The organism is Saccharopolyspora sp. CA-218241 (assembly GCF_050954615.1).
In the GTDB taxonomy this organism is placed as follows: domain Bacteria; phylum Actinomycetota; class Actinomycetes; order Mycobacteriales; family Pseudonocardiaceae; genus Saccharopolyspora; species Saccharopolyspora cebuensis.
The window spans coordinates 1,961,455-1,982,579 of sequence record NZ_CP191860.1; the positions used below are offsets into that span (position 1 = coordinate 1,961,455).

Annotated in this window: 12 protein-coding genes, 2 rRNA genes and 1 pseudogene; 14 read left to right on the forward strand and 1 reads right to left on the reverse strand. The window is 69.6% G+C overall.

What is annotated here, in order from left to right; all coding sequences use genetic code 11:
• The first annotated feature begins 14 nt into the window (after positions 1-14).
• Positions 15-2,507: a phenylalanine--tRNA ligase subunit beta gene (gene pheT / locus ACQP0T_RS09580; protein WP_433872305.1), complete on the forward strand. Its 2,493-nt coding sequence runs from the start codon at positions 15-17 to the stop codon at positions 2,505-2,507.
• A gap of 99 nt (positions 2,508-2,606) precedes the next feature.
• Positions 2,607-4,385, forward strand: a complete 1,779-nt coding sequence (locus ACQP0T_RS09585) for an ATP-binding protein (RefSeq protein ID WP_433872307.1) — start codon at positions 2,607-2,609, stop codon at positions 4,383-4,385.
• Between the two features lie 16 nt (positions 4,386-4,401).
• Here the strand turns inward: ACQP0T_RS09585 and ACQP0T_RS09590 are convergent, their stop codons facing one another.
• Complete coding sequence (locus ACQP0T_RS09590) at positions 4,402-4,998, reverse strand: GNAT family N-acetyltransferase (protein ID WP_433872309.1); 597 nt, start codon at positions 4,996-4,998, stop codon at positions 4,402-4,404.
• A 190-nt stretch (positions 4,999-5,188) separates the two neighbouring features.
• Here ACQP0T_RS09590 and argC point away from each other — a divergent pair, with 190 nt between their 5' ends.
• The 12 genes and pseudogenes from argC (at position 5,189) to ACQP0T_RS09650 (ending at position 21,071) form a co-directional block, all read left to right on the forward strand.
• Positions 5,189-6,217: an N-acetyl-gamma-glutamyl-phosphate reductase gene (argC, locus tag ACQP0T_RS09595; protein WP_433872311.1), complete on the forward strand. Its 1,029-nt coding sequence runs from the start codon at positions 5,189-5,191 to the stop codon at positions 6,215-6,217.
• Between the two features lie 87 nt (positions 6,218-6,304).
• Positions 6,305-7,480, forward strand: coding sequence for a bifunctional glutamate N-acetyltransferase/amino-acid acetyltransferase ArgJ (gene argJ / locus ACQP0T_RS09600; protein WP_433872313.1), 1,176 nt, complete (start codon positions 6,305-6,307; stop codon positions 7,478-7,480).
• Positions 7,477-8,367: pseudogene (gene argB, locus ACQP0T_RS09605) on the forward strand (acetylglutamate kinase); the annotation flags it as partial. The gene argJ and the pseudogene argB, both read left to right, overlap by 4 nt.
• A 22-nt stretch (positions 8,368-8,389) precedes the next feature.
• A complete protein-coding gene (locus tag ACQP0T_RS09610; RefSeq protein WP_433872314.1) occupies positions 8,390-9,580 on the forward strand; it encodes an acetylornithine transaminase in 1,191 nt (396 codons plus the stop codon).
• Complete coding sequence (argF, locus tag ACQP0T_RS09615) at positions 9,580-10,506, forward strand: ornithine carbamoyltransferase (protein ID WP_433873653.1); 927 nt, start codon at positions 9,580-9,582, stop codon at positions 10,504-10,506. Before ACQP0T_RS09610 ends, argF begins: the two co-directional genes overlap by 1 nt.
• On the forward strand, positions 10,503-11,036 hold the full coding sequence (locus tag ACQP0T_RS09620; RefSeq protein WP_433872316.1) for an arginine repressor: 534 nt from the start codon (positions 10,503-10,505) through the stop codon (positions 11,034-11,036). The genes argF and ACQP0T_RS09620 overlap by 4 nt, the downstream gene beginning before the upstream one ends.
• Complete coding sequence (locus ACQP0T_RS09625) at positions 11,029-12,222, forward strand: argininosuccinate synthase (protein ID WP_433872318.1); 1,194 nt, start codon at positions 11,029-11,031, stop codon at positions 12,220-12,222. Before ACQP0T_RS09620 ends, ACQP0T_RS09625 begins: the two co-directional genes overlap by 8 nt.
• Positions 12,223-12,295: 73 nt before the next feature.
• Positions 12,296-13,717, forward strand: a complete 1,422-nt coding sequence (argH, locus tag ACQP0T_RS09630; protein WP_433872320.1) for an argininosuccinate lyase — start codon at positions 12,296-12,298, stop codon at positions 13,715-13,717.
• 34 nt (positions 13,718-13,751) lie between these two features.
• Entirely contained in the window at positions 13,752-14,375 is a 624-nt protein-coding gene (locus tag ACQP0T_RS09635) for a DNA-3-methyladenine glycosylase (RefSeq protein ID WP_345368024.1), read from the forward strand.
• A 45-nt stretch (positions 14,376-14,420) separates the two neighbouring features.
• Positions 14,421-15,695 (forward strand): tyrosine--tRNA ligase, encoded by a 1,275-nt coding sequence (tyrS, locus tag ACQP0T_RS09640; protein ID WP_433872322.1) that lies wholly within the window; start codon positions 14,421-14,423, stop codon positions 15,693-15,695.
• Positions 15,696-16,205: 510 nt separating this feature from the next.
• Positions 16,206-17,728, forward strand: a 16S ribosomal RNA gene (locus ACQP0T_RS09645).
• Positions 17,729-17,986: 258 nt separating this feature from the next.
• Positions 17,987-21,071, forward strand: a 23S ribosomal RNA gene (locus tag ACQP0T_RS09650).
• Together the 16S and 23S rRNA genes form the textbook arrangement of a ribosomal RNA operon.
• Positions 21,072-21,125 lie beyond the last annotated feature (54 nt).

A 21,125-nucleotide genomic window follows, 5' to 3' on the forward strand; every position in this document is an offset into this window, starting at 1 on the left:
AAGGGCCTGACCAAGTGCGGATTCCGGTTTCCTGGCTGGCCGAGCACCTCGAGCTGCCGGAGGGGACGACCGCGGAGACGTTGGCCGACGCGTTCGTCCGGATCGGGCTGGAGGTCGAGGAGGTCGTCCCGCTGACGCAGGTGCGCGGCCCGCTCGTGGCCGGTCGCGTCGCCGAGATCGAGGAGCTCACCGAGTTCAAGAAGCCGATCCGGTACTGCCAGGTCGAGGTCGGCGAGGCCGAGGACGGCGGGCCCCGGACGCAGGGCGTCATCTGCGGGGCGCGCAACTTCCGCGAGGGCGACCTGGTCGTGGTGGCCCTGCCCGGCACCGTGCTCCCCGGTGATTTCGAGATCACCGCGCGCAAGACCTACGGCAAGCTCAGCGAGGGCATGATCTGCTCCGCCGCGGAGCTGGGCCTCGGCGAGGACCACGACGGCATCCTGGTGCTGCCGCCCGGATCCGCCTCGCCCGGGGACGACGTCGTCGAGCTCGTCGGGCTGGACGACACGGTCATCGAGCTGGCGATCACCCCGGACCGGGGCTACTGCTTCTCGGTGCGCGGACTGGCCCGCGAACTGTCCAACGCGCTGGAGGTCCCGTTCGGCGATCCGGGCCTGCGCCCGGTGCCGCCGGAGGAACGCGAGTGCAAGCCCGTCGAGGTGCGCGATCCGGCGCGGTGCTCGCGCTTCGTGCTGCGCCGGGTGACCGGGGTGGACCCGACCTCGCCGACCCCGTGGTGGATGCGCCGCCGCCTGGCGCTGGCCGGGATCCGGTCGCTGTCGCTGGCGGTGGACGTCACCAACTACGTGATGCTGGAGCTCGGGCAGCCGCTGCACGCCTTCGACGCGACCACGCTCTCCGGTGATCTGGTGGTCCGCAACGCCGAACCCGGCGAGAAGCTGACCACGCTGGACGGTGTGGACCGCGCGCTGGACCCGGACGACACCGTGATCGCCGACGACACCGGCCCGGTGTCCCTGGCGGGCGTGATGGGCGGTGCCAGCACCGAGATCGGCACCGAGACCCACGACGTCCTGCTGGAGGCGGCGAACTGGGACCCGGCGGCCATCGCCCGCGGCATCCGCAGGCACAAGCTGCCCAGCGAGGCGGGCAAGCGGTTCGAGCGCACCGTCGACCCGGCGGTCGCCGCGGTGGCCGCCGAGCTGGCCGCCCAGTTCCTGGTGCGCTACGGCGACGGCACCATCGCCCCGGGCCGCACCGACGTCGGCGAACCGGCGGCGCCCGCCCCGGTGACCATGCCGCTGGCGCTGCCGGACCGCATCGCCGGGGTGGCCTACGAGCGCGGGGTCACCGCCCGCCGGCTCACCCAGATCGGCTGCAAGCTGGAGGTCAGCACGTCCGACCAGGGCGTCGGCCTGGTCACCGCGACCCCGCCGACCTGGCGGCCGGACCTCGTCCAGCCCGCCGACCTCGTCGAGGAGGTGCTGCGGCTGGAGGGCTACCACACCATCCCGTCGGTGCTGCCGCCCGCGCCGGCCGGTCGCGGCCTGACCCCGGCGCAGCGCCGCAAGCGCTCGGTGTCGCGGGCGCTGGCCGGGGCCGGGTACGTCGAGGTGCTGCCCTTCCCGTTCACCGGTGCCGCCGAGCTCGACGCGCTCGGGCTGTCCGCCGACGACCCGCGGCGGCGGACCCGCTCCGTGCTCAACGCGCTGGAGAGCGACCGGTCGCTGCTGAGCACCACGCTGCTCACCGGCCTGCTGGACGCGGTGCAGCGCAACGTCTCCCGCGGCCAGCGGGACCTCGCCCTGTTCCACATCGGCCAGGTCGTGCGGCCCGCCGCCGAGCAGTCCGAGGTGCCCGCGGTGGGCGTCGCGCAGCGGCCGTCCGACGAGCAGCTCGCCGCGCTGCACGCCGCGGTCCCCGCGCAGCCGCTGCACGTCGCGGCGGTGCTGGTGGGGCAGCGGGAGAACACCGGCTGGTGGGGTTCGGGCCGGGCGGCGAACTGGGCCGACGCGGTGCAGTGCGCGCGGACCGTCGCCGCGGCGTCCGGGGTCGAGCTGACCGCCTCCGCCGCGGACCGCGCGCCGTGGCACCCGGGCCGCTGCGCCGCGCTCGCCGTCGACGGCGTCGTGGTGGGCCACGCCGGTGAGCTGCACCCGAAGGTCGTCGAGGCGCTCGGGCTGCCCAAGCGCACTTGCGCGATGGAGCTCGACCTCGACGCGCTGCCGCTGACCGACGACCGCCCGGCACCGCGCCTATCCGCCTACCCGCCGGTCCTGGTGGACGTGGCGCTGGTGGTCGACGAGCAGGTGCCCGCGGCCGACCTCGTCGAGGCCGTCCGGGACGGCGGTGGTGCGCTGCTGGAGGACGTCCGGTTGTTCGACGTCTACGCCGGGGAGCAGCTCGGGGAGGGCAAGAAGTCGCTGGCCCTGGCGCTGCGCTTCCGCGCCGAGGACCGCACGCTCAAGCAGGAGGAGGCCACCGCGGCCCGCGACGCGGCGGTGGCCACCGCCGCCGAGCGCCTCGGCGCCGTGCTGCGCGGCTGAGGTCCGGCTCGCGGGCCCCGACCGGCGCTGCCGGCCGGGGCCCGCCGCTGTTGGGCCGAACGGCTCATCACGACCGGGGGACGCTGGCACCATGATCGGGTGGTGCGCGGCGTAGGGGACCGGAGCCTGCAGGAGATCGTGCGGCGGCGGCAGGGCGGCGACTTCGTCGGTCGGGAGCGGCACTGCGCGGACTTCAGGGCCAACCTGGCCCGCCCGCCGCAGGACCCGAAGCGCGCGTTCGTGCTGGCGCTGCACGGCCAGGCGGGTGTCGGCAAGACGTTCCTGCTGCGCCGGTGGCGCCAGATCGCGGTGGACTCCGGCGCGTTGGTGGCCGAGCTCGACGGTTCCGAGCCCAACCTGGTCTCGGCGCTCTCGACGATCGCGGTGCAATTCGCCGGGCAGGGCGGGCGGACGCCGACGTTCGCCCAGCGGCTCGCCGAGTACGAGCAGCGGCAGGACGAGGTGCTCGCGGACCCGGAGGCCCCGCAGGCGGCGCGCGAGTTCCTCGTGGCCTCGGCCGTCCGGATGGGGCTGAGCGCGGTGCGCGCCGCAGCCCCCGGTGCGGCGCTGCTGGTCGACGCGGTGGAGCCGGAACAGGTGCGCGGGTGGCTGGAGCGCTCCCGCGCCTTCTTCGCCGCCAAGTTCCGCGACCACGCCGACGTGCGGTTGTTGATGTCGCCGGTGGACGAGCTGACCCCGCACTTGGTGGCGGACCTGCGGCGGCTGGCGCAGCACCGGAATCTGGTGCTGCTCTTCGACGACTTCGAGCGCACCGCCCCGCTGGTCGAACCGTGGCTGCTCCGGCTGCTGCGCGGCCACCACGGCGAGCTGCCGAGCGAGGTGGTGTTCGGCATCGCGGGCCAGCACCCGCTGGACGTCAACCGCTGGGGCGAGTACGCCTCGATCGCGGTGCAGTGGCGGGTGGACCGATTTTCGCCGGAGGAGGCGCGAGCCCTGCTCCGGCGCAAGGGCGTGGACGATCCGGCCTTCGCCGCGGGCGTGCTGGAGGTCTCCGGCGGCTTGCCGCTGCTGGTGGCGGCGATGGCAGACAGCGGTCCGGCCACCGCCGAGGAGCTCCACGACCCGACCGGTACCGCGGTGGAGCGCTTCCTGAAGTGGGAGTCCGAACGGGGCCGGGACGACGCGCTGGTGGCAGCGTTGCCCCGGGTGGTGGACGAGGACGTGCTGGCCGCGCTGGTCGGCTCGCAGCGGGTGCCGGAGCTGTTCCCGTGGTTGCGGGACCGGCCGTTCGTCCGGCAGGACCGGGGTCGGCTGCACTACAGCGAGGTGGTGCGGGCGACCATGGTGCGCCACGAGCGCGGTCGGTCGCCGAGCCGGTTCGCCCGCTGCCACCGGGCGCTGGCCGGGCACTACGGGCACCGGCTCGCCGCGCTGGGCCTCGCTGGCGCGCTGGTCTGGGAGGACCCGGAGGCGCGCGGCCTGCTGGTCGAGGAGACCTACCACCGGCTGTGCGCCGACCCGCGCGGGGAACTGCCGACCGCACTCGCCCGCTGCGTCGAGATCGCCGAGCGGGTGCCGCGCGAGCTCGCCGCCTGGGCGAGGGCGTTCGCCGAGGCCGGGCGGGACGCGGGCGCCCCGCGCCTGGCCGAGCGCGCCGAGGACCTGCGCGCGCGGGACCCTGCGAGGTTGCGCGAACACCTGGGCACCGCCGCGAGCGGTTCGCGCACGGTCGCGGCGCCCTCGGTGTCGCCCTCCGTCGGCGATGTGATCGTCGGAGGTGGTCCGGGCCCGCGGCGGGACCCGTGGCCCGATCGCGGCGCGGAGCCGGAGGAGGTGGCCGCGCCGGACCGCTACCTCGTCGAGGCGGACGAGGAGCTCTGGCTCGGGGAATCGGCGCCGCGGGTGCTGGGCGAGTGACGTCGCCGGGCGCTCCTCAGCGGTCGGCCCACTCCGCGCGGGTGATGCCCATCAGCACCAGGTAGCGCGCCCGGACGTGCGGTTCGTGCTGCTCCTCGCGGAACCCGATCTTGCGGTGCAGGCGCAGCGAGGGGACGTTGTCGCCGTAGATGCCGACCTCGCACTTGAGGTAGCGGCGGTGCTCGAACATGTACCGCAGCAGGATGCCGATCGCGTCGCAGGCGTAGCCGTGGCGCTGGAACTCCGGGCCGACGCCGATGCCGTAGCTGAACCGCCCGGCTCCGGGTTCGGTCTGGGTGGTGCACATGGAGCCGACGAGCCGGCCGCCGGCGAGCGTCTCGATGCCGAGCTGGAAGTCGTCGGCGCAGCGCCGGTGGTTCGCCCGGTGCGCGGCCCAGTGGCGGTAGCCCTCGACCAGGCCGGGGTCGCCTTCGCGGTCGAAGCGCATCAGGGTGCGCCGGTCGTCCGACTCGATGACGCGGAGCCGGACCGTGCGGCCCACCCAGCACGGTTGCGGGCGCAGCGCGATCCGCGTTCCGTCCGGGTGATCTCGATCCGGGCCCGGCGGAGCACCCGCGAAGGCCGACGTCGGGCGTTCCGGGATCATCGTCATCGACCATGATGATGCCCGTGTTGTTCTTGTCCGTCTGCATCGGGTGGGGTGTTGTTCGCCGCATCCGCGCGAGATGCTACGGACGCCGAATCCCGGTTGCTCCGTTCGGACCGACCGCGGCGGCCGGTTCCCCCGGGCGGTGGCTCACACCTCATTGATTGAACTTGCATGGTTATGCATAATTATCCGTATGACGGTGCGAGTGGCGGTTGCCGGAGCGAGCGGCTACGCGGGCGGGGAACTGCTCCGCCTGCTGCTGGCCCACCCGGAGGTCGAGATCGGTGCGTTGACGGCGGGCGGCAACGCCGGGACCCCGCTCGGGCAGCACCACCCGAACCTGCTGCCGCTGGCCGACCGGGTCCTGACCGACACCGGCCCCGCCGAACTGGCCGGGCACGACGTGGTCTTCCTCGCGCTGCCGCACGGCCACTCCGCCGCGATCGCGGCGGCCCTCGACGAGCGGACCGTCGTCGTCGACTGCGGCGCCGACCACCGGCTCAACGACCCGTCCGCCTGGACCCGCTGGTACGGCGGTGAGCACCCCGGCATCTGGCCCTACGGGATCCCCGAGCTGCCCGGCGCGCGGGATCGGCTGCGCGGCAGCACCCGGATCGCCGTGCCCGGCTGCTTCCCCACGGTCTCCTCCCTGGCGCTGGCGCCCGCGCTGGCCGCCGGGCTGGTCGAACCGGACGCCGTCGTCGTCGCGGTCACCGGCACCTCCGGGGCGGGCCGCGCGCTCAAGCCGCACCTGCTGTCCGCCGAGGTGATGGGCTCGGCCGCGGTCTACGGCGTCGGCGGCGCGCACCGGCACACCCCGGAACTGGTGCAGAACCTCAGCGCCGCGGCGGGCACCCCGGTCAAGGTCTCGTTCACCCCGGTGCTCGCCCCGATGTCGCGCGGCATCCTCGCCACCTGCAGCGCCCCGCTCGCCGACGTCGTGGACACCGGTGCGGCGCGCCGGGCCTACCTCGACGCCTACGGCGACGAGCCGTTCGTGCGGGTGCTGCCGGAGGGGCAGTGGCCGCAGACCTCGGCGACCTTGGGCGCCAACACCGTCCACCTGCAGCTCGTGGTGGACCCCGACGCCGGGCGGCTGGTCGTGGTCGGCGCCGAGGACAACCTCACCAAGGGAACCGCGGGCGGTGCCGTGCAGTGCATGAACCTCGCCCTCGGCCTGCCCGAGACCACCGGTCTGCCCACCGCGGGAGTGGCGCCGTGACCGTTCGTCCGCAGCGGGAACGCCGCTGAGGTTCCGCCACCCGCACCGCGGCGCGGGGTGGGTTCCGACAGGTTCCGAGGAGCGCAGATGCCAGCAGGCAGCACAGGAGTGACCGGCCCGGCGGGCTTCCGGGCGGCGGGGGTCGCCGCCGGGATCAAGTCCAGCGGTGGCAAGGACCTCGCCCTGGTCGTCAACGACGGACCGGAGCAGGTGGCCGCCGGGGTGTTCACCACCAACAAGGTCCAGGCCGCGCCGGTGCTGTGGTCCCGGCAGGTGCTCGAGCAGCACCGGCTGCGCGCCGTGGTGCTCAACGCCGGCTGCGCCAACGCCTGCACCGGGCCCGAGGGCTTCCAGGACACCCACGCCACGGCCGAGCACGTGGCCGACGTGCTCGGCGTCGGCGCCATCGAGGTCGCGGTCTGCTCCACCGGCCTGATCGGCGAGCGGCTGCCGATGGACGCGGTGCGCGGCGGGGTGGACGCCGCCGCGGCGGCGCTGGACGCCGGGGAGCGGGCCGGGTTCGACGCCGCGACGGCGGTGCTGACCACCGACACGGTCGCCAAGCAGGCGCTGGTGCGCGATCCGGACGGCTACGCCGTCGGCGGGTTCGCCAAGGGCGCGGGCATGCTCGCGCCGAACCTGGCCACCATGCTCGCGGTGCTCACCACCGACGCGGTGCTCGGCGCCGAGGAGCTCGACGCGGCGCTGCGCGCGGCGACCCGGGTCACCTTCGACCGGCTGGACGTCGACGGCGGCACCTCGACCAACGACACCGTGCTGGTGCTGGCCTCGGGCGCCTCCGGCGTGCGGCCCGACCCGGCGACGTTCACCGAGCGGCTCACCGAGGTCTGCTCCGACCTGGTCCGGCAGCTCCAGGGCGACGCCGAGGGCGTGACCAAGACGATCGACGTCGTGGTGCGCGGCGCGGCCGACGAGGACGACGCGGTGGCCATCGGGCGCACCATCGCCGAGGACAACCTGGTGAAGACCGCGCTGTTCGGGTCGGACCCGAACTGGGGCCGGATCGCGATGGCGCTGGGCCGGGTGGACGCGCAGATCGACGTGGACGCGCTGGAGATCGCGGCCAACGGCGTGACGCTGTTCGCGGGCGGCACCCGCGCCGCCGACCGCAGCGCGGTCGACCTGTCCGGCCGCGAGATCGAGATCGTCGTGGACCTGCACGTCGGCCCGCACGAGGCGACGATCATGACCACCGATCTCTCGCACGGCTACGTCGAAGAGAACAGCGCGTACTCGTCATGACCACCGACCCCATCAGCGATCGGCTGACCACCGCCGCCGAGAAGGCCTCCGTCCTGGTGGAGGCGCTGCCCTGGCTGGAGCGCTTCCACGGCGCCACCGTCGTGGTCAAGTACGGCGGCAACGCGATGGTCGACGAGGAGCTCAAGCGCGCGTTCGCGCACGACATGGTGTTCCTGCGGCTGGCCGGGCTGCACCCGGTCGTCGTGCACGGCGGCGGCCCGCAGATCACCGCGATGCTCGATCGCCTCGGCCTGGCCGGGGAGTTCCGCGGCGGCCTCCGGGTGACCACCCCGGACACGATGGACGTGGTCCGGATGGTGCTCGTCGGGCAGGTCGGGCGGGAGCTGGTCGGCCTGGTCAACCAGCACGGCCCGCTGGCCGTGGGCATGTCCGGCGAGGACGCCCGGCTGTTCACCGCGCAGCGCCGCTCGGCGCTGGTCGACGGCGAACCGGTGGACGTCGGACTGGTCGGCGACGTGGTGTCGGTGAACCCGGACGCGGTGCTGGACCTGATCAAGGCCGGGCGCATCCCGGTGGTGTCCACGGTGGCGCCGGATGCCGACGGCGTGGTGCACAACGTCAACGCCGACACCGCCGCCGGTGCGCTCGCGGTGGCGTTGGGCGCCGAGAAGCTGGTGGTGCTCACCGACGTCGAGGGCCTCTACACCGACTGGCCGGACCGGGGTTCGCTGGTATCGCGCGTCGACGCCGACGAGCTCGAAGCGCTGCTGCCCCGGCTGTCCTCGGGAATGGTGCCCAAGATGGAGGCCTGCCTGCGGGCGGTGCGCGGCGGGGTGCCGCGCGCCCACGTCATCGACGGCCGCCTGGCCCACTCGGTGCTGCTCGAAGTCTTCACCAGCGCGGGAGTCGGAACGATGGTGCTGCCCCGGCGGCAGCGGACGGAGGATCATGACCGGCAACGCGGCGGGGACCCAGCGCTGGCAGTCGTCCATGATGGACAACTACGGCACCCCGAAGCTGACCTTCACCCGCGGCTCGGGCTGCGAGCTCACCGATGCCGACGGCAAGACCTACTTGGACTTCGTCAGCGGCATCGCGGTCAACGCGCTCGGGCATGCCCACCCGGCGGTGGTCGAGGCGGTCCGCCACCAGATCGGCGAGCTCGGCCACGTCTCCAACCTCTACGCCCACCCGCGCGGCCTGGAACTGGCCGAGCGGCTGCTCGACCTGGCCGGAGCCGCCGGGCGCGGTCGGGTGCTGTTCTGCAACTCCGGAGCCGAGGCCAACGAGGCAGCGTTCAAGATCGCGCGGTTGACCGGAAGGCTGAAGGTGGTCGCCACCGAGGGCGGGTTCCACGGCCGCACGATGGGCGCGCTCGCCCTCACCGGGCAGCCGGCCAAGCAGAAGCCGTTCGAACCGCTGCCGCCCGGCGTGGTGCACGTGCCCTACGGGGACGCCGCCGCGCTGGAGTCCGCGGTGGACACCGAGACCGCCGCGATCTTCCTGGAACCGGTCCAGGGCGAGAACGGCGTCGTGGTCCCGCCGCCGGACTACCTCCGCGCGGCCCGGGAGCTCGCCGACCGCACCGGGGCGCTGCTGGTCGTCGACGAGGTGCAGACCGGCATCGGCCGCACCGGGACGTGGTTCGCCTTCCAGCGCGCGGGCATCGTGCCGGACGTCATCACGCTGGCCAAGGGGCTCGGCGGCGGCCTGCCGATCGGCGCCTGCATCGGCATCGGCGCGGCGGCCGACCTGCTCCACCCCGGCCAGCACGGCACCACCTTCGGCGGCAACCCCGTGGTCTGCGCCGCCGCGCTGGCGGTGCTCGACACCATCGCGGCCGACGGTCTGCTGGCGCACGTCGAGCAGGTCGGCGCCGAGCTCGCCGACGGCATCCGGGCGCTGGAGCACCCCCTGGTCGCCGAGGTCCGCGGCGTCGGACTGCTGCTCGGGGTCGGGCTCACCGCGCCCGTGTCGGCGAGCGTGGCCGCCGCCGCCCAGCGCGCCGGTTACCTGATCAACCCGATCCAGCCCGACGCGCTGCGGCTGTGCCCGCCGCTGGTGCTGCGCTCCGACCAGGCGCGCCGCCTGGTGACCGACCTGCCCGCGCTGCTCAGCTCGCACGAGGAGAAACCCTGATGCCCCGGCACTTCCTGCGCGACGACGACCTGACCCCGGCCGAGCAGGCCGAGGTGCTCGACCTCGCCGACCGGCTCAAGGCCGACCCGCTGGGGTCGACCGCCCTGGCCGGGCCGAAGTCGGTCGCCGTCATCTTCGAGAAGAACTCCACCCGCACCCGGCTGTCCTTCGAGGTGGGCATCGCCCAGCTCGGCGGCCACCCGGTGATGATGGACAGCCGCATGATGCAGCTCGGCCGCGAGGAGACCATCGAGGACACCTCGCGGGTGCTGTCCCGCTACGTCGACGCGGTGGTGTGGCGGACCTTCGCCCAGGCCCGGCTGGACTCGATGGCCGCGGCCTCCGGCATCCCGGTGGTCAACGCGCTGACCGACGAGTTCCACCCGTGCCAGGTGCTCGCGGACCTGCAGACCGTCCGGGAGCGGCACGGCGCGCTCCCCGGGCTGACCCTGACCTACCTCGGCGACGGCGCCAACAACATGGCGCACTCGCTGATGCTGGGCGGGGTGACCGCGGGGATGCACATCCGCATCGCCGCGCCGGAGGGCTTCGCCCCGCTGGACCACGTGCTCGACGACGCCCGCAAGCGCGGCGGCGAGACCGGCGGCACCGTCGAGCTGCTCACCGACCCGAGGGCCGCCGCGGACGGCGCCGACGTGCTGGTCACCGACTCCTGGACCTCGATGGGCCAGGAGAACGACGGCAAGGACCGGGTCAGCCCGTTCCGGCCGTACCAGATCAACGCGGAATTGCTGGCCGCCACCGGCAAGCCCGCCACCTCGGTGCTGCACTGCCTGCCCGCCCACCGCGGCTGGGAGATCACCGACGAGGTGCTCGACGGACCGGCCAGCGCCGTGTTCGACGAGGCGGAGAACCGGCTGCACGCGCAGAAGGCGCTGCTGTCCTGGCTGGTGGAGCGGCGATGACCAGCCGGGCGGCACGGCAGGCGCGGATCGTCGAGCTGGTCACGACCTCGACGATCCGCAGCCAGACCGAACTGGTGAAGCTGCTCGCCGCCGACGGCGTCGAGGTCACCCAGGCCACGCTGTCCCGGGACCTCGACGAGCTCGGCGCGGTGAAGCTGCGCGGCGCGGACGGCGGAGCGGCGGTCTACGTCATCCCCGAGGACGGCAGTCCGGTCCGCGGCGTGCAGGGCGGGACCTCCCGGCTGAGCAGGCTGCTGGCCGAGCTGCTGGTCAGCGCCGACGGGGCGGGCAACCTCACCGTGCTGCGCACGCCTCCGGGAGCGGCGCAGTTCCTGGCCAGCGCCATCGACCGCTCGGCGCTGGTCGAGGTGGTCGGCTCGATCGCGGGCGACGACACCGTGATGGTGATCGCCCGCGAGCCGCTGACCGGACAGGACCTGGCGAACCGGTTCCGCGCGATGGCCGAGCGGCCGTCGGCGGAGGAGCCGGAGGACAACGACACGACATCGAAGGAGCAAGGCAATGAGTGACCGGGTAGTGCTGGCCTACTCCGGTGGCCTGGACACGTCCGTGGCCATCGGCTGGATCGCCGAGGAGACCGGAGCCGAGGTCGTGGCGGTCGCCGTCGACGTCGGCCAGGGCGGGGAGGACCTGGAGTCGGTCCGCAAGCGGGCGCTGGAGTGCGGTGCCGTCGAGGCCGTCGTGGCCGACGCCCGCGACGAGTTCGCCGAGCAGTACTGCCTGCCGGCGATGCAGGCCAACGCGCTCTACATGGACCGGTATCCGCTGGTCTCGGCGCTGTCCCGGCCGCTGATCGTCAAGCACCTCACCGACGCGGCCGCGAAGTTCGGCGCGAGCACCGTCTCGCACGGCTGCACCGGCAAGGGCAACGACCAGGTGCGCTTCGAGGTCGGCATCGGCGCCCTGGCGCCCGACCTCAAGGTCATCGCGCCGGTGCGCGACTTCGCCTGGACCCGGGAGAAGGCGATCGCGTGGGCCGAGGACCGCGACCTGCCGATCGACGTGTCGAAGAAGTCGCCGTACTCGATCGACCAGAACGTCTGGGGCCGGGCCGTGGAGACCGGTTTCCTGGAGGACATCTGGAACGCGCCGATCGAGGACGTCTACTCCTACACGCAGGACCCGTCCCAGCCGCGCGACGCCGACGAGCTCGTGATCACCTTCGACAAGGGCGTGCCGGTCGCCATCGACGGCGAGACCGTCACCGTCCTGCAGGCGATCCAGGAGCTCAACCGTCGGGCCGGTGCGCAGGGCATCGGGCGGCTGGACATGGTCGAGGACCGGCTGGTCGGGATCAAGAGCCGCGAGATCTACGAGGCCCCGGGCGCGATCGCGCTGATCACCGCGCACCAGGAGCTCGAGGACGTCACCCTGGAGCGCGACCTGGCCCGGTTCAAGCGGACCGTCGCCCAGCGCTGGGGCGAGCTGGTCTACGACGGCCTGTGGTTCTCGCCGCTGAAGGAGTCGCTGGACGCCTTCCTGGCCCAGTCCCAGCAGCACGTCTCCGGTGAAGTCCGGATGAAGCTGCACGGCGGTCGCGCCGTCGTCAACGGTCGGCGCAGCGAGGAGTCGCTGTACGACTTCAACCTGGCCACCTACGACGAGGGCGACTCGTTCGACCAGAGCCTGGCCAAGGGCTTCGTCCAGCTCTGGGGCCTGCCGAGCAAGATCGCCGCGAAGCGCGCCCAGCGCTGAGCCCGCGTCGCCCGCGCGGTCGTGCGCCGCGCGGGCGACGCCCCTCGAACCGCCACCGATCAAGAGGAAGACCGTGACGCAGCAAGGTAGTGAGCCGACCAAGCTCTGGGGCGGCCGGTTCGCCTCCGGCCCGGCCGAGGCGATGGCGGCGCTGAGCCTGTCGACGCACTTCGACTGGTGCCTGGCCCCGCACGACATCGCGGGTTCGCGGGCGCACGCCCGGGTGCTGCACCAGGCGGGCCTGCTCGACGCCGACGAGCTCGAGCGGATGTTGGCCGGGCTGGACGTGCTGGCCGCCGACGTCGAGTCCGGGGCTTTCCAGCCGGTGTTCGACGACGAGGACGTGCACACCGCGCTGGAGCGCGGGCTGCTGGAGCGCGTCGGCACCGAGCTCGGCGGCAAGCTGCGCGCCGGGCGGTCCCGCAACGACCAGGTGGCCACCCTGTTCCGGAGGTGGCTGCGCGACGCCTGCCGCCAGGTCGCCTCCGGCGTCCTCGACGTGGTCGACGCGCTGGTCTCCCAGGCGGCGGCGCACCCGGAGGCGGTGCTGCCCGGGCGCACCCACCTCCAGCACGCCCAGCCGGTGCTGCTCGCGCACCACCTGCTCGCGCACTGCCAGGCGCTGCTGCGCGACGTGGCGCGCATCCGGGACTGGGACGCCCGGACCGCGTTCTCGCCCTACGGCTCCGGCGCGCTGGCCGGCTCCTCCCTCGGGCTGGACCCGGAGGCGGTCGCGGCCGAGCTCGGCTTCACCGGTGCGGTGGACAACTCGATCGACGGCACGGCCTCGCGCGACTTCGCCGCCGAGGCCGCGTTCTGCCTGGCGATGCTCGGCGTGAACCTCTCCCGGGTCGCCGAAGAGGTGATCATCTGGAACACCGCCGAGTTCGGCTACGTCGTTCTCGACGACGCCTGGGCGACCGGCAGCTCGATCATGCCGCAGAAGAAGAACCCGGACGTCGCCGAGCTGGCGCGGGGCAAGTCCGGTCGGCTGATCGGCAACCTCAGCGGCCTGCTGGCCACCCTCAAGGCGCAGCCGCTTGCCTACAACCGGGACCTGCAGGAGGACAAGGAGCCGGTCATCGACTCCGTCGAGCAGCTCGGGCTCCTGCTGCCCGCGATGGCGGGCATGCTCGGCACGCTCACCTTCCGCACCGAGCGGATGGCCGAGCTCGCCCCGGCGGGCTTCACCCTGGCCACCGACATCGCCGAGTGGCTGGTCCGGCAGGGCGTGCCGTTCCGCGTCGCGCACGAGGCCAGCGGCGCCTGCGTGCGCACGGCGGAGAACCGGGGCGTCGGGCTCGACGAGCTCACCGACGCCGAACTCGCCGAAGCCCACCCGGCGCTGACCCCGCAGGTCCGCGAGGTGCTCACCGTGCCCGGCTCGATCGCCTCCCGGGACGCGCGGGGCGGCACCGCGCCGCAGCGGGTCGCCGAACAGCGGGAACGGGTCGTCGCCGCGGTGGCGGAGCATCGCGGATGGCTGTCGGCGTGATCACGTTTCGGACACGACGGTAGTGTGCGGTGACGTGGAACAGGTGACGCGCGACGAACTCGCCCACGATCCGCTGTGGGTCGCCCGACGGCTGCTCGGCTGCGAGCTGAGGTCCGACACCGGGCAGGGCGAGGTCGGCGTCCGGCTGGTCGAGGTGGAGGCCTACCGGGGAGGCGACGACCCGGCCTCGCACTGCTACCGGGGGCGCACCGAGCGCAACGCGGTCATGTTCGGCCCCGCCGGGCACCTCTACGTCTACTTCGTCTACGGGCTGCACTTCTGCATGAACGTGGTGTGCCTCAGCGACGGGGTACCCGGCGCGGTCCTGCTGCGGGCCGGCGAGATCACCACCGGTCACGACCTGGCCCGGCAGCGCCGCCCCGCGGTGCGCAAGCCCGACATGCTGGCCAGCGGCCCGGCCCGGCTGGCGGGTGCGCTGGGCATCACCCGCGAGCACAACGGCGTCGACCTCACCGACCCGGACTCGCCGGTGCGGCTGCACCACGGCGCGCCGGTGGCCGAGGACGACATGCGCAGCGGTCCCCGGGTCGGCGTCACCGCGGCGATGGACCTGCCGTGGCGGACCTGGCTGGACGGCTCCCCGGCGGTGAGCACCTACCGGCGCGGCGGCCGGAAGGGACCGCGCACCCGGGCTTGACAGGGCCCGTCGAACCCGGTCGCGGCGATGCGCGAAACTGGACGCGTGAGTGAGCACATCGTTGACGAACTGTCCTGGCGCGGCCTGATCGCGCAGTCCACCGACCTCGACTCGCTGCGGCGGGAGCTCGACGGCGGGCCGCTCACCCTCTACGCCGGCTTCGACCCGACCGGGCCCAGCCTGCACGCGGGGCACCTGATCCCGATCCTGACCTTGCGCCGCTTCCAGCGGGCGGGGCACCGCCCGGTCGTCCTCGCCGGCGGTGCCACCGGGCTGATCGGCGATCCGCGCGACGTCGGGGAGCGCAACCTGCACGACGAGACGACCGTGCTGGACTGGACCGAGAAGATCCGCGCGCAGCTCGCCGCGTTCGTCGACTTCGACGACTCGCCGACCGGCGCGATCATGGAGAACAACGCGCACTGGACGGCCGAGCTGCCGGTCACCGCGTTCCTGCGCGACGTCGGCAAGCACTTCTCGGTCAACACGATGCTGGCCCGGGACACCGTGAAGCGCCGCCTGGAGACCGACGGCATGTCCTACACCGAGTTCAGCTACATGCTGCTGCAGGCCAACGACTACGTGCAGCTCCACCGGCGGCACGGTGTGCGGCTCCAGCTCGGCGGGTCGGACCAGTGGGGCAACATCGTGGCGGGCGTCGACCTGGTGCGCAAGCAGGAGGGCGTCGCCGCGCACGCGCTGACCCTGCCGCTGGTCACCGACTCCGAGGGCCGCAAGTTCGGCAAGTCCACCGGTGGCGGGAACGTGTGGCTGGATCCCGCCATGACCTCGCCGTACGCCTGGTACCAGTACTTCGTCAACTCCGCCGACGCCGACGTGATCCGCTACCTGAAGCTGTTCACCTTCCTCGACCGCGAGGAGATCGACGAGCTGGAACGGCTCACCGCAGAACGTCCGCAGCAGCGCGCCGCGCAACGCAGGCTCGCCGAGGAGCTGACCACGCTGGTCCACGGCGAGCGACAGACCGCCCAGGTGGTCGCGGCCAGCCAGGCGCTGTTCGGCCGCGGTGAATTCGCCGAACTCGACGAGCAGACCCTGGACGCCGCGCTGGCCGAGGTGCCCGTCGCCGAGGCCCGGTTGGCCGACGCCCCGACCATCGTCGACCTGCTCGTCGCGACGGGACTGGAGTCGGGCAAGGGTGCCGCGCGGCGCACCATCAAGGAGGGCGGCGTGTCCGTCAACAACACCAAGGTCGCAGGTGAGGACTGGTCGCCGAGCGAGGACGACCTGCTGCACGGCACTTGGCTGGTGCTGCGTCGTGGCAAGCGTCACACTGCGGGCGTGCGGGTCCTGCACTAGCCTGGATTCAGCACCGGAACGGGGCGCTGACCTGCATGTTCGCTTCCGTCCGGTGCTGAGCCGGGTCGATTTGACTTCGGCTCGGCGGATGCGTAAATTAGTTCAGGTCAGCGCGGAACGGGCCGGGAAACGGACCGGGTGCTGGCGGTGGATGGCGAACCAAGCTCCTGCTTTCGGGTGGTAGAGTGGGCTGTCCGTTGAGAACTCGATGCGGTGGCGTGAAGCGGCCGGGTTGGAACGGGGACCCCCCGGGAAAGCCGGTGTTTCGGGCCTGCTAGGGTGATCAGCACCGAAACGACATGGGAATTGCTCCCTGCGACTGTGCGCCTTGTTGGGTGTGTGGTTGTGGTGTGGGTGTGTTCTTTGAGAACTCAACAGCGAACTGTTTTTGGCTAGTGTTCATGATGAACAGCCCCTTTTTTGGGTTTTCTTTGAGTATGGCGCTCGCCGGCCTTTGCACTGTGTGTGGGGGTGTGGTTGGAGTGTCTGCTGGGATTGTTTCAACAGTCATTGTTGGAGAGTTTGATCCTGGCTCAGGACGAACGCTGGCGGCGTGCTTAACACATGCAAGTCGAACGCTGAAGCATCTTCGGGTGTGGATGAGTGGCGAACGGGTGAGTAACACGTGGGTAATCTGCCCTGCACTCTGGGATAAGCCCTGGAAACGGGGTCTAATACCGGATAGGACATTCTGCCGCATGGTGGGGTGTGGAAAGTTCCGGCGGTGCAGGATGAGCCCGCGGCCTATCAGCTTGTTGGTGGGGTGATGGCCTACCAAGGCGACGACGGGTAGCCGGCCTGAGAGGGTGACCGGCCACACTGGGACTGAGACACGGCCCAGACTCCTACGGGAGGCAGCAGTGGGGAATCTTGCGCAATGGGCGAAAGCCTGACGCAGCAACGCCGCGTGGGGGATGACGGCCTTCGGGTTGTAAACCTCTTTCGACAGGGACGAAGCTTTCGGGTGACGGTACCTGTAGAAGAAGCACCGGCTAACTACGTGCCAGCAGCCGCGGTAATACGTAGGGTGCGAGCGTTGTCCGGATTTATTGGGCGTAAAGAGCTCGTAGGCGGTTTGTCGCGTCGGCCGTGAAAACCTGCAGCTTAACTGTGGGCGTGCGGTCGATACGGGCAGACTTGAGTTCGGCAGGGGAGACTGGAATTCCTGGTGTAGCGGTGAAATGCGCAGATATCAGGAGGAACACCGGTGGCGAAGGCGGGTCTCTGGGCCGATACTGACGCTGAGGAGCGAAAGCGTGGGGAGCGAACAGGATTAGATACCCTGGTAGTCCACGCCGTAAACGTTGGGCGCTAGGTGTGGGGACCGGTTCCACGGTTTCTGTGCCGTAGCTAACGCATTAAGCGCCCCGCCTGGGGAGTACGGCCGCAAGGCTAAAACTCAAAGGAATTGACGGGGGCCCGCACAAGCGGCGGAGCATGTGGATTAATTCGATGCAACGCGAAGAACCTTACCTGGGTTTGACATGCACCAGATTGCCCCTGAGAGGGGGTTTCCCTTGTGGTTGGTGTACAGGTGGTGCATGGCTGTCGTCAGCTCGTGTCGTGAGATGTTGGGTTAAGTCCCGCAACGAGCGCAACCCTTGTCCTGTGTTGCCAGCACGTAATGGTGGGGACTCGCGGGAGACTGCCGGGGTCAACTCGGAGGAAGGTGGGGATGACGTCAAGTCATCATGCCCCTTATGCCCAGGGCTTCACACATGCTACAATGGCTGGTACAGAGGGTGGCGATACCGTGAGGTGGAGCGAATCCCTTAAAGCCGGTCTCAGTTCGGATCGGGGTCTGCAACTCGACCCCGTGAAGTCGGAGTCGCTAGTAATCGCAGATCAGCAGTGCTGCGGTGAATACGTTCCCGGGCCTTGTACACACCGCCCGTCACGTCATGAAAGTCGGTAACACCCGAAGCCCATGGCCTAACCCTGTTGGGGTGGAGTGGTCGAAGGTGGGACTGGCGATTGGGACGAAGTCGTAACAAGGTAGCCGTACCGGAAGGTGCGGCTGGATCACCTCCTTTCTAAGGAGCACGAAAACACCCGCCGAAGCCCTGTGCAGTGGTCGCCCTTTGTTGGTGGTGCTGTGGTGGGGGTGGTGGAGTGGCCTGTGGTGGAGGGACCGTGTGTGTTCCTGCCGTGGGGTGCTTGAGGGATTGTGGAACAGCACTGGTGTGATCAAGAATGGTTCGCTGTTGGGTGTCTGAGAGGGCACGCTCTGTGTGGGTGTGTTGTCTTGGGTTGTTGTTTGAGAACTGTATAGTGGGTGCGAGCATCTTTGTGGCCAAGTAATGTAGGGCACATGGTGGATGCCTTGGTACCAGGGGCCGATGAAGGACGTGGGAGGCCGCGAGAGTCCTCGGGGAGTTGTCAACCGAGCTGTGATCCGAGGGTGTCCGAATGGGGTAACCCAGCCCGGGTGATGCCGGGTTACCAGCATCTGAATGTATAGGGTGTTGGGGGAACGCGGGGAAGTGAAACATCTTAGTACCCGCAGGAAGAGAAAACACTGGTGATTCCGTGAGTAGTGGCGAGCGAAAGCGGAGGAGGCTAAACCGTGCGCGTGGGAGACCGGACAGGGGTTGCGTGTGCGGGGTTGTGGGGCACTGTTGGAGGGGTCTGTCTGCCCTTCAGCACCGTCGGTGTGTGTTAGTTGAACAGGTTGGGATGCCTGGCCGGAGTGGGTGAGAGTCCCGTAGGCGAAAATGCATGCTGGGTGTGTGGTGGTGTTCCCGAGTAGCAGCGTTTCCGTGGAGGGTGCTGTGAATCTGGCGGGACCACTCGCTAAGCCTAAATACTTCCTGGTGACCGATAGTGGATAGTACCGTGAGGGAATGGTGAAAAGTACCCCGGGAGGGGAGTGAAAGAGTTCCTGAAACCGTGTGCCTGCAATCCGTCAGAGCCTGTCCTTGTGGTGGGTGATGGCGTGCCTTTTGAAGAATGAGCCTGCGAGTTGCTGCTGCGTGGCGAGGTTAACCCGTTGGGGGGTAGCCGGAGCGAAAGCGAGTCTGAAGAGGGCGTGGAGTCGCGTGGTGCAGACCCGAAGCGGAGTGATCTACCCATGGCCAGGGTGAAGCGCGGGTAAGACCGTGTGGAGGCCCGAACCCACCAGGGTTGAAAACCTGGGGGATGAGTTGTGGGTAGGGGTGAAAGGCCAATCAAACTTCGTGATAGCTGGTTCTCCCCGAAATGCATTTAGGTGCAGCGTCGTGTGGTGCTCGGGTGGGGTAGAGCTACTGGTTGGCTGATGGGCCTTCGCGGGTTACTGAGGTCAGCCAAACTCCGAATACGCCCGGGTTGGAGCGCGGCAGTGAGACGGCGGGGGAGAAGCTTCGTCGTCGAGAGGGAAACAGCCCAGAGCATCGGCTAAGGCCCCTAAGTGTGCGCTTAGTGGAAAAGGATGTGGGATCGCTGAGACAACCAGGAGGTTGGCTTAGAAGCAGCCATCCTTGAAAGAGTGCGTAATAGCTCACTGGTCAAGTGGTCCTGCGCCGATAATGTAGCGGGGCTGAAGCGCACCGCCGAAGCCATGCCGGCGATGCCCTGTGGGGTGTTGTTGGGTAGGGGAGCGTCCTGTATGCGGTGAAGCGCCCGAGTGATCGTGGTGTGGAGTGTGCGGGAGTGAGAATGCAGGCATGAGTAGCGAGTGCAGAGTGAGAATCTCTGCCGCCGGATGACTAAGGGTTCCTGGGGAAGGTTCGTCCGCCCAGGGTGAGTCGGGGCCTAAGGCGAGGCCGACAGGCGTAGTCGATGGAGAACGGGTTGATATTCCCGTACCCGTGTGCACGCGTCCGTGATGGAACGGTTGAGACTAACCATCCCGACGCGGCGTGGACCTTCGGGTTTGTGTCGTGGTTGGCATGGGGCCTGATGCCGGAGTAGTCAAGCGATGGGGTGACGCAGGGGGTAGCTCTGCCAGTGAGTGGTTGTACTGGTGTAAGCCTGTAGCCCGGTGTGTAGGGAAATCCGCACACCATGGGGGTGAGGGGTGATGCGTAGCCGTGGTGGTGAAGTGAGTGATCCCGTGCTGCCGAGAAAAGCCTCTAGCGAGTGTGTGCATGGCCCGTACCCGAAACCGACACAGGTGGTCAGGTAGAGAATACCGAGGCGGTCGGGTGAACTGTGGTTAAGGAATTCGGCAAATTGCCCCCGTAACTTTGGGAGAAGGGGGCCATTGCTGGTGAACCCACGTGCTGGGGGAGCTGGTGGTGGTCGCAGAGGCCAGGGAGAAGCGACTGTTTACTAAAAACACAGGTCCGTGCGAAGCTGTAAGGCGAGGTATACGGACTGACGCCTGCCCGGTGCTGGAACGTTAAGAGGACCCGTGAACCCCTTTGGGGTGTAGCGGAGAATTTAAGCGCCAGTAAACGGCGGTGGTAACTATAACCATCCTAAGGTAGCGAAATTCCTTGTCGGGTAAGTTCCGACCTGCACGAATGGCGTAACGACTTCTCCGCTGTCTCGACCACAGGCCCGGTGAAATTGCAGTACGAGTAAAGATGCTCGTTTCGCGCGGCAGGACGGAAAGACCCCGGGACCTTTACTATAGCTTGGTATTGGTGTTTGGTTCGGCTTGTGTAGGATAGGTGGGAGACTGGGAAGCATTCACGCTAGTGGGTGTGGAGTCGTTGGTGAAATACCACTCTGGTCGTTCTGGGCATCTAACTTCGGGCCCTGATCGGGTTCAGGGACAGTGCCTGGTGGGTAGTTTAACTGGGGCGGTTGCCTCCTAAAGGGTAACGGAGGCGCCCAAAGGTTCCCTCAGCCTGGTTGGCAATCAGGTGTTGAGTGTAAGTGTATAAGGGAGCTTGACTGTGAGACTGACGGGTCGAGCAGGTGCGAAAGCAGGGACTAGTGATCCGGCACTGGCTGGTGGAAGCGGTGTCGCTCAACGGATAAAAGGTACCCCGGGGATAACAGGCTGATCTTGCCCAAGAGTCCATATCGACGGCATGGTTTGGCACCTCGATGTCGGCTCGTCGCATCCTGGGGCTGGAGTTGGTCCCAAGGGTTGGGCTGTTCGCCCATTAAAGCGGCACGCGAGCTGGGTTTAGAACGTCGTGAGACAGTTCGGTCCCTATCCGCCGCGCGCGTTGGAGACTTGCGGAAGGCTGTCCCTAGTACGAGAGGACCGGGATGGACGAACCTCTGGTGTGCCAGTTGTACCGCCAGGTGCATGGCTGGTTGGCTATGTTCGGGAGGGATAACCGCTGAAAGCATCTAAGCGGGAAGCCTGTTCCTAGATGAGGTCTCCTGCCCCCTTTGTGGGGTTAAGGCTCCCAGGAGATGACTGGGTTGATAGGCTCGGCATGGAAGTTCGGTAACGGATGGAGTGGACGGGTACTAATAGGCCGAGGGCTTGTTCACGAGATGTTTGCACCCACTGTATGGTTCTGGGACAACAACCCAGGACGTGTTGGC

Bases quoted from the DNA above. Each gene is read 5' to 3' on its own strand.
- argC (WP_433872311.1), top strand. From the start codon at position 5,189: ATGACGGTGCGAGTGGCGGTTGCCGGAGCGAGCGGCTACGCGGGCGGG.
- ACQP0T_RS09620 (WP_433872316.1), top strand. From the start codon at position 10,503: ATGACCAGCCGGGCGGCACGGCAGGCGCGGATCGTCGAGCTGGTCACG.
- argF (WP_433873653.1), top strand. From the start codon at position 9,580: ATGCCCCGGCACTTCCTGCGCGACGACGACCTGACCCCGGCCGAGCAG.
- ACQP0T_RS09625 (WP_433872318.1), top strand. From the start codon at position 11,029: ATGAGTGACCGGGTAGTGCTGGCCTACTCCGGTGGCCTGGACACGTCC.
- ACQP0T_RS09590 (WP_433872309.1), bottom strand. From the start codon at position 4,998: ATGACGATGATCCCGGAACGCCCGACGTCGGCCTTCGCGGGTGCTCCG.
- argJ (WP_433872313.1), top strand. From the start codon at position 6,305: ATGCCAGCAGGCAGCACAGGAGTGACCGGCCCGGCGGGCTTCCGGGCG.
- ACQP0T_RS09610 (WP_433872314.1), top strand. From the start codon at position 8,390: ATGACCGGCAACGCGGCGGGGACCCAGCGCTGGCAGTCGTCCATGATG.